This is a genomic window from Vibrio sp. TRT 2004 (assembly GCF_050113735.1).
In the GTDB taxonomy this organism is placed as follows: Bacteria; Pseudomonadota; Gammaproteobacteria; order Enterobacterales; family Vibrionaceae; genus Vibrio.
Genome location: NZ_JBNJOH010000001.1, coordinates 64,847 through 78,796, shown reverse-complemented (window position 1 = coordinate 78,796; position 13,950 = coordinate 64,847). Strand labels below are relative to the sequence as shown.

Here is a 13,950-nt window from a genome sequence, read left to right as displayed (position 1 = left end):
AAAGCCCCTAAATTTAGGGGCTTTTCATTCGAACCAATATCAATTAGTCCAGTTCAGCTAAGTGCTTTTTGAACGTGTTGTGCTGCGCTTTCACAGCCTCTTCCGGCTCGCCAGTCGTTAAACTTACACCAACAATAGCAAGAGTCGAGAAAATGATACCAGGGACAATTTCATACACGTCGAACCAGCCACCTGATAACTGCTTCCAAATAACGATAGTCACACCGCCAACTACAATACCCGCCAGTGCACCATTACGATTCATTCTTTCCCAGTAAAGGCTAAGGATTAGCGCAGGACCAAATGCAGCACCAAAACCAGCCCATGCGTAAGAAACCAAGCCAAGCACTGAGCTGTCAGGTGTCATCGCTAAAACTAGCGCAACAACTGAGATGCCAACGACGGCAATACGCCCAACCATAACAATCTCTTCTGAGCTTGCGTCTTTCTTAAACACTTGCTTGTAGAAATCTTCTGCCAACGCTGAAGAGGAAACCAGTAACTGAGAATCCGCAGTACTCATTACCGCAGCTAGAATTGCAGCAAGTAGGATACCGGCAATAACAGGGTGGAACAGAGAGTTCACCAGAAGCATAAAGATCTTCTCGCCATCATCAATGCTTACACCAGAGTTTGTCACATAAACTAAGCCAACGAGACCTACTAGAATCGCACCTGCCATTGATAGCGCAGTCCAGATCACCGCAATACGACGAGCCGTTGTCAGATCTTTATTTGAGCGAGATGCTTTGAAACGCGCCAGGATATGTGGCTGACCAAAGTAACCTAAGCCCCAAGCCACCAGAGAGATAATCGCAATCGCAGAAAGTGGTTCACCTTTAGAGTCATCCCATAGCGTTAATAGCTCAGGGTTAATCGCGGCAAGATCATTGCCAAGCTGACCAAAACCACCTTCCAACGCAGTAATTGGAACGATCATCAGTGCCGCTGCCATCAGCAGACCTTGCACTAAGTCGGTCCAAGATACCGCCAGGAAGCCACCGAATAGCGTGTAAGAGACGACGCAAACGGTGCCAATGATTACTGCCGTGGAGTAATCTAGGCCAAAGACTGTTTCAAATAATTTTCCGCCTGCAACCAAGCCTGAACTGGTGTAGAAAAGGAAGAATAAAAGAATAAAGAAAGCAGAAATAACCTGAATCAGTTTAGATTTATCGTTAAAACGACGAGATAGAAATTCTGGTAAAGTCAGTGCGTCAGTCGTGATACTGTAAGTACGAAGACGTTTAGCATTAATTAACCAGTTCAACCATGTGCCTACCAGTAGACCGCCCGCTAGCCAAAATGCTTCAATGCCCGCTGCGTACGCATAACCCGGCAGACCAAGCAGAAGCCAACCACTCATATCGGATGCACCTGCAGAAAGCGCCGCCGGCCAAGGGCCTAATGAACGACCACCAAGAAAGTAGTCGCTTGAATTTTTTGTACGCTGGTATGCGATAACACCAATGGCAAGCATCAACACCAGATACGCAATAAACGTGGTTGTAATAGCAAAGCTATTTTCCATGTGATATGTCCTCTTTTGAAAGATCGCCTTCCCTGAATGCCCTCAATACGAGGGCAAATCAATGAAGTTTAGTGGGCTTCGTTTCCGAGCTCTAACAAGGTCGCATTGCCACCCACTGCTGTTATATTTATTGTTCTTGTACGCTCAGTAATAAAACGGAGCGCCAAATGAGGATCGTGGGCAACAGGAATGCTCACAAGATCCGTTTCAGACGTCAGGCTTACAATAGCGCCCGAACGTTTAGCCAGTTGGCGGTTAATCGTCCTTTCCACCTCTGGATTTCCAACATAACCAATGCTTCGCACGTCCGACTCGAGCAACTGATGATAAGCATCATATGCGGCAAACTGGACAAGGTGAGTTGGAAGTGAAGACTGAACATAGGCAGCCTCTAACACTTGGCAAAGCTCCGCATCATCACTGCATAAGATGACACTATTACCCGCGATCAGCGCAGCCGTTAGTTGCGCAACGACGGATAGCTTCGCTTGCTCTTGAACATCATCCTGAATAACAAGAGCCACACCACGACCTGCGGTGTAAAGTTCGTTGGTTTCGCCTGTAGGGCCGACCAGACTATGGGTATCAGCAATCAATGCCGACGCTTGATCAATATGGTACGAAACGACCGAAGCCAACTCAGGCTGAACTTGTTGTAAAGCCTGTTTAAAAGCGAGTAGGCACTCACTTTTAGAATCAAAATTAGTTAAATTCCAGTTTTCCCAAGCAGAGAAAGCATCAGAAAAACGAGTTACTTGATGAACCATAATTACTTCTCCTTGCTCACTCGATTAACAAAACTGTGTTTGCGTAAAACGGTAAAGATAGTGTGGACCACCCGCTTTTGGTCCAGTGCCTGATAGGCCTTGACCACCAAATGGCTGCACTCCTACCACCGCGCCAACTTGATCACGGTTGATGTAGCAGTTACCAACACGAGCATGTTTTTCAATCCAGCGGTAAGTGGTTTCATTTCGGCTATGGATACCCATGGTTAGGCCAAAACCAGTATTGTTTATCTGCTCAACCACCTGAGTGAGTTCACTTGCTTTGAATCGAACGATGTGCAAGATCGGGCCAAACTGTTCTTCTTTAAGACAAGAAATATCACGGATTTCAAAGGCTGAAGGAGCAACGAAGTCACCGTTTTCATGCTCATCCGTAAGCACCAGTTGAGCGACTTTTTTCTCTGTTTCAGTCATAAACTCGATATGCTTTAACAACTTGCTCTTCGCATTGACGTCGATAACCGGACCAACATCTGTCGAGTGAAGATAAGGTTTACCAACGCTTAACTCCTCCATCGCCCCCTGGATCAGAGCAACAATGCGATCGGCAATATCTTCTTGAACGTATAGAACACGCAGTGCACTACAGCGCTGACCCGCAGAAGCAAACGCAGAGCGAATCACATCTCTCACCACTTGCTCGGGTAATGCTGTACTGTCAACAATCATTGCGTTCTGACCACCCGTCTCAGCAATCAAAGGCACTGGAGCGGCGTCACGTTCTGCTAATGTTTGGTTAATGCGCTGCGCCGTCGCTGTTGAACCAGTGAAAGCGACACCTGCGATGGCTGGGTGTGACGTCAGAGCCGAGCCAATTTCAGCGCCACGGCCTGTTAATAGCTGAATCGTCCCTGCTGGGAATCCTGCATCGAGCATCAGTTCAACCGCACGAGCCGCGATTAAGCTGGTCTGTTCTGCTGGTTTCGCCACGACTGTATTTCCTGCAACCAAAGCGGCTGTCACTTGGCCAAGGAAAATGGCCAGAGGGAAGTTCCAAGGGCTAATACAAACGAAAACACCACGACCTTGACGAGACACTTGACGAGTCTGCCCATCAAAACCGTTAATGGTTAGTTCACCTAACGCGTCCACTTGCTTAGCGTAGTAACGACAGAAATCAACCGCTTCACGCACTTCATCGATACTGTCATGAATCGTTTTACCTGCTTCCTGGTGACAAATCGCGACAAGCTCTGCGAGATTCTCTTCCAACAGATCAGCGAGAGCCTCTAGCTTCTCTGCTCGCTGAGCTTTTGGTGATGCTTGCCATGCAGGGAAGGCCTGCTCAGCACCTTCAATCGCTGCCGAAACATGCTCAAGCGTAGCGAACGCAACCTGACCTACTTGAATACGACGGTCGTAAGGAGCGGTGACTTGTTCAGTGTTGATGTTTTCCTTGATCATGCTTTCGGCAAACATGTTGCCATTGATGATCGGACCCGCTAGCCACTGCTTACATAGAAAACTCTCTACTTCATGTTCAAACGGCTTCGCTTCGCTCTCGATATCAATGTTGATACCCAAAGAGTTCTTGCGCTCGTTAAACACGTTGGTTGGAAGAGGAATGCTTGTGTTGGAGAAAGAATCAAACGCATTAAGCATATCTACTGGATGCTGCGTCAGTGTTTCGACAGGGCAACGAGCATCGACCAAGCGATGAACAAATGAGCTGTTTGCACCATTTTCCAATAAGCGGCGAACAAGATATGGCAGCAGATCTTTGTGGCTACCAACCGGTGCATAAATGCGCACGGATTGTTGGTAGGCTGACATCGCATGGTTGTACAGCGAATCGCCCATGCCATGCAGACGCTGGAATTCGAAATCTTTATGCTGAGCCATCACTGCAATCGATGTGACTGTCTGAGCATTGTGGCTCGCAAATTGCGGGAAAATATTACCACGAACATGTTGACTCAAAAGGAATCGAGCACAAGCTAAATAAGCCACATCTGTCGCTTCTTTGCGCGTATAAACAGGGTAGTTAGTATAACCAGCCTGCTGTGACCATTTGATCTCACTATCCCAGTAAGCACCTTTAACAAGACGCAGAGGAATCATATCTCCCTGCTGCTTCGCTAAGCCATTTAGCCAAACCAAAACCGGAAGCGCTCGCTTAGAGTAAGCCTGAACCACTAGACCAAACTTACCCCAGCCCTTGACCAATTCACTTCGGTACACTTTTTCGAACAATTTGAGGGACAGCTCTAGGCGGTCTGCTTCTTCAGCATCAATGGTAATCGCGACGTCAAGCTCAACCGCTCGACGCAGCAATTGCTGTAAGGTATCGTAAAGTTCTGTCAGAACACGTTGTTCATTCGCAACCTCATAGCGAGGATGAAGTGCTGAAAGCTTAATCGACACAGAAGGCGCTGGACTCACATCTGCAGCATAGTCATCACGGCCTACCGCTTCGATTGCCATTAAGTAATCTTTGAAGTACTTATTTGCGTCAGCGGTGGTAAGTGCCGCTTCGCCTAGCATGTCATAAGAGTAAGTGAAGCCCTTATCACGCATGTGACGACCGTTTTTTTGAGCCTCGGCAATGGTACGGCCAAGTACAAACTGGTGTCCCATGACTTTCATTGCCTGATGCATCGCCTTACGGATCACAGGCTCAGACATCTTGTTCACTAGTCGGTTAACCGCGCTTACCGGACTTTGAGATTCGCTATCAGAAAGGCCAACAACTTTACCAGTGAGCATTAAGCCCCATGTAGACGCATTAACAAACACGGAATCAGAATTTTTCAGGTGTGATTTCCAATCTGCCACAGTGAGCTTGTCACGGATTAAAGCATCGGCTGTCGCAGCGTCAGGAATACGCATCAAAGCCTCAGCAAGACACATAAGCAGAATGCCTTCTTGAGTATCAAGGCTATACTCCAGTAACAGAGCGTCAATCATCTGAATGGACTTTTTGTCAGCACGAATCGTATTGATCAAATCCGTCGTTTTGATGGCAATCTGCTCTTTCTCTGACTCAGTGGGTGTTGCTAATGGCAGTAGTTGCTTAAGCCATTGTGATTCGTCCACCATATAAAGTGGCGAGATCAACGACCAAAGTTTATCAAGCGGCTGCTCGACAAACTCAGCGTTTAACACATTACTCGCTGTAAACATGCGTTTTCCTCAATCTCACACCTGAAATCATTTCAGGTTTTCTACAATGGCATGCAGTGTATTTTGAGCTTGAGAAGAATACTTGTCAAAAACTCCGAGTTTTTTGCTAAAAACTCTGAATATTAACAAAACAAAAACAGAGTCACACTCAATTAAGTAAAACTTTATACCGTTTACATTAGCTTATTTAACCAAATCGTTTCTTGTACTGAGAAGGTGAAATACCTTGGAGGCGGGAAAAAGTATGAGTAAAGGTGCTTTGACCTGAAAATCCGGTGAACTCGGCTACCTGTCCCAAAGTGAGATTGCCCTGCTCTATTAGCTGCTTCGCCATGTCGATTCGCTTGCCCAGCACATACTGATGAGGTGTAATCCCCATCTGCTCTTTAAACAAGGAGTGAAACTGACTCTCACCTAAGAACACACTGCCTGCGAGCTGCATCACTGAGATTCTCTGATTCATGTGCTGCTCGATATAGCGATCTATCGCTTCAAGATCGAAGCGCGATTCTTTACGACTCGCTTCAAAGGCCGACATATGGCGCTGTAATAAAGCCACAACCGTATCACTGCAAGCTCGACTGAGCAGCAAGTCATCTGGGCTAGAATGCATCTCAGCCACTAACATCTGGATAAGCTTTTGGATTTGATTGTTGAGCTGAAAGTACGTCTCTTTCTGGTTAAGCTCGTTAAGACGCTGCATCATCAAAGCGTCAGATTGCGAAGCAACCGGCATATTGAGTACCAGAATATCAGATTGACCGACGACACCACCGAATGCGTGCCCTGAACCGGATGTCACGACGCAACCTTGCCCAGGACCGACCATATTGCCGTAGCCACCAACTTCAAACTCCGCTTGACCACGTAAACCGATCACCACCTGAGTATAGTCGTGCGCGTGACATTCCATATACGAAGGCAACGTAACCAATTGAGCTGGTTTTGGTGACAATTCTTTGGCAGTGGATGAATCACTTAGCGGCTTATTGGATGATGACATAGAGACACACAGTCAAATTACATGTTCGATAAGCCATGATATACCAGAAGTGACGCAACTCGAAAATTGTATTGTTTGATTATAAAAATGGTTGCATTTACCATCGTCAACAAACAGAAAATGATCGGGGCGAACTGCTGAAAATCTGGTCATTTGTCGTACTGGAAGAATGATCAAGTGCACATAAATTACGGCTTATGTCACTTCTATCGATTTTCGTTATTCCTGATCGAGAATCTTTACTTGCATATTTCTTCAATCAGCCCAAAATGGATGATGTACCACCTAAGTTTATCTCGATTTATGATAAGCTTAGGTAATTCGCTCTATTATTTAGTGTGAATAGAAGGAAGAAATAGACCTTTTCAAGGCACCTTTGCAATGGACTGTCAAAAGTTTGTCTTTTTTTCTATATAAAGTGCACTATTTGATTGATATGCACTATGTTTGACTATTTTTTTATTGGTTATTAAACGTTAATTGTTGCAGGGACTTATGATCATACGTCGCATGCCAGCGCTTTTGCTTGCGCTAAGCCCTCTTTGGGTTTCGACTTCGATTTTCGCAGAAGAAAATGTACAGGGTGACCCTGTTTCTGAAATCGAAGTTAAGTTAGAAAATAAAGAAGCAGAAATGGGCACGATGGCTGCGGAGTTTAACTCTGAAGCTGATCGTCTCCAACAACTTCAGAATGATAGAACTAAGCTGAAACGCAATGAGGAAGAACTCAATGCGAAGCGCAATCGCACTAAGTCAGCTCTGGACAAACAGTATAACCGTCTTTTAGATGATCCAGATATCGACCTAGTTTCATTCCAGAAAGCTTACCAAGATGTGTGGACTGAAGTGAAAGATAACCAGTCTGCACTATTGGAAAACCAACAAGCGATAACTGAAAGTGAAATGCGCCTCTCACAAGTAAAACAGAAGCAGGCCCGTCTAACTTCTGAGCTTTCTTACTTACAAGAGCAGAAAGTGGAAGCGCGTGTAAAACGTATTTCTGCTGAGCTACGCGAAAGTGATGTACTCGAAACAAGTTACAAAACAACTTGTTCATCGACCATGACGTTGGGCGAGTGTGCTAGCCAGGGGCAATACCTGACTAAACAGAAAGCCGTCAAAGCGTTCAAAGCTAAACTGATGGATCGTTTGACGGAGTCAAACCTAGCGAAGCAAAATGCCAAAGGCGTTCAGTTGAATGTTCATGTTCAAGAGAGCCAGCTCATCCGCTCTGGTTTTGAAGGCAACAATAGCTACTTCACTCAAATGCAATCGCAATTGCAGGCGCGTCCAGAGGCCTCAGCAGCGTGTAAACTACTTAACGTTTCAACTCGTTACTGTCTAAAAGGCAGTGAAGAAGAGAAAACCGCTAAGAAAGACAAAAACTGGGTGAATGTGACTGTTCGTTCAGATCAATATGATGATTCCGTAGTTATCAATGGCATTAACTATGGCAGCACGCCAGTAGAAGTTGTTCTACCACGTGGCCAACATCAAGTTACAGTGTCGAAAAATGGTTTTCAGACATACAATCGCGTGATCACTGTCAACGCAAATGACACGGTTTGGGTTAAGCTACGTCCAAATGGATAACGGCTAAAAAAACCTACCGGATTCACAAAGATGAGCTAAAACGCCATTTTGATCCTAAGTTATCAACGGATAACTTAAGACAAGATGGCGTTTTCGTTTAAAATACCCAATTAATCAATAATTAGATGTAGAAGAAAGACGATGCGTCCAGGTTTATCAATCCTTTTATTAGCATTATCTCCTTGTTTGCTTGTATCTCCCGCTTCCGCACAGGAAGCGAAGATGTCGGTTATTCAGATCGACGATAAGCTTTTTAGCAAACACGATGAGTTAAAGTCTGCACAAAAAGCCTCAGACGAGCAGCAAGCTCTGTTCAATAAGCAGCAAGCCGAATTAAAGTCTCTGCAACAAACGGCAGAGTCTCTTGATAAGTCGTTTGCGAGTGCCAAGAATAAGCTTGAAATGGACTATCAACGTATGATTGATGATCCCAATGTTGACCTAGCTGCATCTCAGAAGGCCTATCAAGATGCTTGGTCGTCAGTGAAGCAAAATCAAAAGGCACGCCTTGACGCTGAACAAAAGCTTGAGGAAGAGCGAGCGAATCTCGCGACTCGTAAAGCAGAAGCCGATGCCATTAAGCTTGCTATTGCAGAATTGGACGAACAAAAACTTCGCGCCAGAGTCGAACAGCTCAAGCTTGAACTGGAACAGCCACAGAAAATTTCGGTCAGTTTCACTAACCGCTGCCAAGCCTCTTTAACTTTGGCGCAATGTGATCAGCAAACTAAAGAGCTAGCTTTGCAGAAAGCAGTTAAGCAATTTCGCGGTGAGATTGTTGAACACACCAGCGAAAGTTCACTGGTCAAGCGCAATATCAATGATGTCGCTCTTAACATCCACGTTGTCAAACACATTACTACCGAACAGGGCTTCTACGATGGTGTTCGTTATCGAACACTAATGGATGTAGAGCTTGAGGCTCGTCCTAAAGCAAAAGTGGCCTGTGAGCTTCTGCAAATCGATAATCAATACTGTTTTGCGCCTGGAGCAGCAGGAAATCAGCAGTTCCAAGATGACCAAGAAATCGCTTGGGTCACACTCGCTATTCGCTCTAACCAATACAACGACAGCGTAACGATCGATGGCGTTTCTTATGGCAGTACTCCTATAGAAATCATGCTACCAATAGGTATCCACGACATTACGATTGAGAAAGAAGGCTACAAGTCATACAGCCAACAACTTTCCGTTAACTCGGATACGTCTTTACGTGCGGTACTGACTGAAAAAGCCAACCCGCTACGCGCTGGGGCTAAATTTGCTGATGGCTTGGCAAGCAGCGGTCACGCACCAGAATTGGTCACCATTCTCCAAGGTATTTACTACACTGGGGAGAAGGCTTCTAACCAAGTTTCGCTTGATCATGCTTTCGGTATTGGCGCGACACCTGTCACCGTCAGTCAGTTTGCAACCTTCGTTGAACAAACCAATTACCAAACCGATGCTGAGCTAAAAAACACCTGTACCACGCTAGCTCAAGGCGAAGTGACACCAATTCCAAACAGCAGTTGGCGAGATCCTGGGTTCAAACAATCGCCTAATTCACCGGTTGTGTGTGTGAGCCAAAACGATGCAGTCTCTTACACTAATTGGTTGCGTAAGCAGACTGGCGCTTCTTACCGTCTACCAACAGAAGAAGAGTGGGAAATTGCGGCACGTGCTGGCAGCCAAGATAAATACTGGTGGGGTAATGAATTTGCACCAGGTGAAGCAAACACTGGCTGGAGTGGCACTCCTTGGTCAAACCAAAGCACTGCGCCCGTTAGCGCTTTCAAACCTAATCAGTTAGGCGTTTATGATGCGGTCGGCAATGTTTGGCAGTGGACAAGTAGCCCGAGAGGCATTGCTAAAGGCGGTGCGTGGAACTTCTCTCCAGATATGGCTGCAGCAGACAAGCAGCTATACCTTTCACCATTCTCTGCCGCTAACTACTTAGGTTTCCGAGTCGTTAGAGACATTAACTAGTTATATTAGGGGGGGATTTCCCCCCTTTTTATCTTATTCTCTTCAGATACAATCATTAGCGAGTTGGATTTATCCATCCTCCTCGGTATCAATTGATATGTCTATGCTCAGTAATTTACTGAGTGCATAGAACCTCTTCTACACGTCGACAAGATTTATCTTGTGTTTGCCAGTCATCCTACGGTGCCTGGCATTTTTTATCGTACAGCACATGTGACTTTGGTATCATACTCACTCTGTTTAGTAAGAAGTTTTTTTAAGTGAACGAGCAGCAAGTCTCTTTATTCCGTCAACTCCCCGGTTTCTGGGGATGCAAAGACCTCAACTCTGTCTTTGTTTATGCTAACACTGCTTATGCCAAACTGATCGGTTTCGAGAAGTCACAAGATTGTATTGGCCTTACCGACTTTCAAATGCCCAGTCCCACATCTCACTGTGCTGCTGATTTTGTTAAACAAGATCGGTATGTCATTGAAAACAATACGTCCTTGAGAGTTCTCGATATTCACCCATACCCAGATGGCAGCTGGCGGGCGCATTTATTTACCAAAATCCCATGGCTAGATGATTCAGAAAAGATTCAAGGGACAATTTTTTATGGGCAAGAGCTGTCTGATACCGCAATTCTAGAAGTGGGTCACTGGATATGTCGCGCGACAGGTTTACCGCCTGAAAGTAATCTTATCGCTGAAACACCGACGACAACACGCTTTGATCTCAAACTGACTAACCGAGAATCAGAAGCGCTGTTTTTACTGCTCTATGGTAAGAAACCCCACTACATCGCCACAATCATGAACATCTCGATAAAGACATTAGAAAGCTATGTCGCGAGACTGCGAGTAAAGTTTGGCGCTCACTCCAAAGCGCAATTGATCGATATGGCTTTAGAGCAGGGATATGGGTCTCACATACCTAAGACGCTATTAAAAAGACAGCTGTCTGTTGCCCTAGATAACGAATACGCCGCATAAAGCGGCGTATTTTTTTATGGTGCTAAGCGGTCAATATGCCACTCTTGAGCTTGTTTTGAAAACAAGAAGCGGTCGTGAAGGCGATGCTCACCGCCCTGCCAAAATTCGATACTTTGCGGCTTAATTCGAAATCCGCCCCAGAAACTCGGTACAGGGATTTCGCCTTTTTCAAACTTTTGTTTGAGCTCTAGAAACTTACCTTCTAACACGCCACGAGCACTAATACGGCTGCTTTGCTTACTGGCGATTGCCGCCAACTGACTTGCCTTGGGACGAGAAGAGAAGTACTTCATGTTTTCGACAGCAGATAGCTTTTCAGCCACACCCGTAATATGCACTTGACGCTCAAGTGGATGCCAAGGGAAATGCAGGCTAACTTTTGCGTTCGCTTCAATCTGCTGGGCTTTACGGCTACCAAGGTTGGTATAAAAAACGAAACCATCTTGATTGACATCTTTTAGTAGCACAATTCGTTGGAAAGGTTGCCCTGATGCATCCACCGTTGCGACCGTCATTGCCGTTGGGTCAGTCAGCTTAGCGTCGATCGCTTGCTGAAGCCATAAATCGAATTGGGCAATCGGATCCGCTAGCAAGTCTTTTCTACGCAAGCCACCTTTGGTGTACTCACGGCGAATATCTTCAAGTTCCATCTTTTCTCCTTGGCGAAATTTTTTGTCGATTGTGCGCCCTTAATTACAAGAACTCAAGCCTAGCGCGATGGATAACGCTACACTCTATACAAACTAGCTATTAAAACATCGCTATATATCAATTAGAGGAACAAAACTGACAGCAAATCCTTAACATTTTAGGCAATGAATAATAAAATCAATTAAATAACACCATTTTACAAGGATCACCAATGAGTAAGAGCAGTTACAACAAGCTTACTCCTGACGAGCTGGATTACGTTGACGATAAAACAGCCGCTCTATTGCTAAATACGCCAAGCAGCGCTCGCATCATGCTGTGGGTAATGGTGGTCTTTTTCGTGTTTGCCATTCTATGGGCATCATGGGCAGAGATCGATAAAGTGACCGTCGGTCAAGGCAAAGTTGTGCCATCATCCCAGGTTCAGGTCGTACAAAACCTTGAAGGAGGTCTGGTAAAAGAGATCTTGGTTCGCGAAGGGCAAACGGTTGAGAAAGGTCAGCAGCTACTGCTTATCGATGATACTCGATTCCGCTCAGACTACCGTGAACGAGAGCAACAGGTTGCCAACTTAACCGCAAGCGTTCTGCAACTTTCAGCCTCGATCACCAGTGTCGATATCGATGAGGAGTTCAACGAAAATAATTGGCAAAAAAACGTCCAATTGAATTTTAATAAACTTGCTTTCCCACCCACTTTAAGTGAACTGCAACCAGACTTGGTTGCACGTCAGCGCGCTGAATATCGCCAAGATCTTAATAATCTTCGTAACCAAATCTCACTGATTGACCAACAGGTAAAGCAGAAACAACAGGATCTGGTTGAAATTCAGGCACGAATTGTAAACCTGCGTGAAAGCTACCGCTTTGCAAAAAAAGAGCTGGAAATTACCCAGCCTCTCGCGGATGAAGGGGTTGTACCGCGTATTGAGTTACTCAAGCTTCAACGCCAAGTCAACGATACTCAACGTGAGTTAACTTCAAGTGAGCTAAAAATGCCGGTGCTTAAATCAGCGATTCGAGAAGCGATGTTGAGCCGCATCGACGCTGCGCAGAAGTTCCGCTCTGAGCAACAAGAAAAACTCAACCAAGCGCAAGACAAGTTATCGTCGATGACGGAGTCAACGGTTGGACTTGAAGATAGAGTAAACCGTACAGTCGTGACCTCACCTGTCACGGGTACAGTAAAAACACTCAACGTCAATACTGTCGGTGGCGTTATTCAACCAGGTATGGATATTGTTGAAATTGTCCCGAGTGAAGATACCTTGCTGGTTGAAGCAAAGATTGCTCCCCAAGATATTGCGTTTCTACGTCCAGAGTTACACACCATCGTTAAGTTTAGTGCGTATGATTTCACTAAATACGGTGGTCTAGAAGGCACCTTGGAACACATCAGTGCAGATACCACCACTGATGAAGAGGGCAACAGCTTTTATCTGGTTCGTATTCGTACTAAAGAAACCAGTCTTGACAAAGATAACACCTTGCCAATCATACCTGGTATGACGGCTTCGGTAGACATTATTACTGGTAAACGCACCATCCTTGAATATCTGCTCAAGCCGATACTCAGCGCCCAAAACAACGCGCTAAAGGAATAGATGTATGGTCAATTACGTAGGGATGCACGCTTGAAAGCTCGCTTCATATTGAAGTCAGCATTAGTAGTCACACTACTTTTGCTGGCATCAACCACCTCGTTTGCTCTTAACACTCAAGAGCAACGTTGGATTGATGCTGTGCGTAAAACTTACGGCGAGCGCGCAGGGAGACGCGTTGAGACATGGCGCAAAGAGATGTCTCAATACAAATCGCTGTCTGAGCGTCAGAAACTGACTAAGGTCAACAATTTCTTCAACCAACTCAATTTTGTCAATGACATTAACTTGTGGGGACAAAATGATTATTGGGCAACACCCCTCGAATTTCTTGGCAGTAATGCGGGGGATTGTGAAGACTTTACCATCGCTAAATATTTCTCCCTGCTAGAGCTTGGCGTTTCCGACAAAAAATTACGCTTAGTGTACGTAAAAGCTATCGAACTGAATCAATTCCATATGGTGCTCGCCTACTACTCAAAGCCAAGTGCAGAGCCCATACTGTTAGACAATATCAACCCAGAAATAAAACCAGCTTCAACGCGACGAGATCTGTTACCTATCTACAGTTTTAACGGTAAGAACTTGTGGTTAATGAAGTCGAAAAACGGACAACTCGCGGGGGAATCATCGAGGTTAAGCCTATGGAATGACCTACGTGCTCGCGAGAAATCGCTCAAACTTAATAAACCCATAGTTAACTATGATGAGTAGGCAAT

Annotated in this window: 10 protein-coding genes; 5 read left to right on the top strand and 5 right to left on the bottom strand. The window is 45.4% G+C overall.

Annotated features, from left to right (window positions below; translation table 11 throughout):
- Positions 1–43 precede the first annotated feature (43 nt).
- From putP to ACQEXR_RS00320, 4 genes are all read right to left on the bottom strand, one after another.
- Complete coding sequence (putP, locus tag ACQEXR_RS00335; RefSeq protein WP_426950839.1) at positions 44–1,531, bottom strand: sodium/proline symporter PutP; 1,488 nt, start codon at positions 1,529–1,531, stop codon at positions 44–46.
- A gap of 68 nt (positions 1,532–1,599) precedes the next feature.
- Positions 1,600–2,298 carry a 1-pyrroline-5-carboxylate dehydrogenase gene (locus tag ACQEXR_RS00330; RefSeq protein WP_426950837.1) on the bottom strand — a complete coding sequence of 233 codons (699 nt, stop codon included), beginning with the start codon at positions 2,296–2,298 and terminating at the stop codon, positions 1,600–1,602.
- 24 nt (positions 2,299–2,322) lie between these two features.
- On the bottom strand, positions 2,323–5,442 hold the full coding sequence (putA, locus tag ACQEXR_RS00325; RefSeq protein WP_426950835.1) for a bifunctional proline dehydrogenase/L-glutamate gamma-semialdehyde dehydrogenase PutA: 3,120 nt from the start codon (positions 5,440–5,442) through the stop codon (positions 2,323–2,325).
- Positions 5,443–5,629: 187 nt separating this feature from the next.
- Positions 5,630–6,445: an AraC family transcriptional regulator gene (locus tag ACQEXR_RS00320; RefSeq protein ID WP_138970878.1), complete on the bottom strand. Its 816-nt coding sequence runs from the start codon at positions 6,443–6,445 to the stop codon at positions 5,630–5,632.
- A gap of 495 nt (positions 6,446–6,940) precedes the next feature.
- Between ACQEXR_RS00320 and ACQEXR_RS00315 the strand changes: the two genes are divergently transcribed.
- The 3 genes from ACQEXR_RS00315 (at position 6,941) to ACQEXR_RS00305 (ending at position 10,980) form a co-directional block, all read left to right on the top strand.
- Positions 6,941–8,038: a PEGA domain-containing protein gene (locus ACQEXR_RS00315; protein ID WP_269375134.1), complete on the top strand. Its 1,098-nt coding sequence runs from the start codon at positions 6,941–6,943 to the stop codon at positions 8,036–8,038.
- A 141-nt stretch (positions 8,039–8,179) separates the two neighbouring features.
- Positions 8,180–10,006 (top strand): SUMF1/EgtB/PvdO family nonheme iron enzyme, encoded by a 1,827-nt coding sequence (locus ACQEXR_RS00310; RefSeq protein ID WP_426950833.1) that lies wholly within the window; start codon positions 8,180–8,182, stop codon positions 10,004–10,006.
- 260 nt (positions 10,007–10,266) lie between these two features.
- On the top strand, positions 10,267–10,980 hold the full coding sequence (locus ACQEXR_RS00305) for a helix-turn-helix transcriptional regulator (protein ID WP_331427771.1): 714 nt from the start codon (positions 10,267–10,269) through the stop codon (positions 10,978–10,980).
- 14 nt (positions 10,981–10,994) lie between these two features.
- Here the strand turns inward: ACQEXR_RS00305 and pdxH are convergent, their stop codons facing one another.
- On the bottom strand, positions 10,995–11,630 hold the full coding sequence (gene pdxH / locus ACQEXR_RS00300; RefSeq protein ID WP_426950831.1) for a pyridoxamine 5'-phosphate oxidase: 636 nt from the start codon (positions 11,628–11,630) through the stop codon (positions 10,995–10,997).
- Positions 11,631–11,842: 212 nt separating this feature from the next.
- On the opposite strand from pdxH, the gene ACQEXR_RS00295 reads away from it, so the two are divergent.
- Both ACQEXR_RS00295 and ACQEXR_RS00290 read left to right on the top strand, forming a co-directional pair.
- Positions 11,843–13,234, top strand: coding sequence for an HlyD family type I secretion periplasmic adaptor subunit (locus ACQEXR_RS00295; protein WP_138970873.1), 1,392 nt, complete (start codon positions 11,843–11,845; stop codon positions 13,232–13,234).
- Complete coding sequence (locus ACQEXR_RS00290; RefSeq protein ID WP_426950829.1) at positions 13,235–13,945, top strand: transglutaminase-like cysteine peptidase; 711 nt, start codon at positions 13,235–13,237, stop codon at positions 13,943–13,945. It abuts the gene before it with no gap.
- Positions 13,946–13,950: the final 5 nt, after the last annotated feature.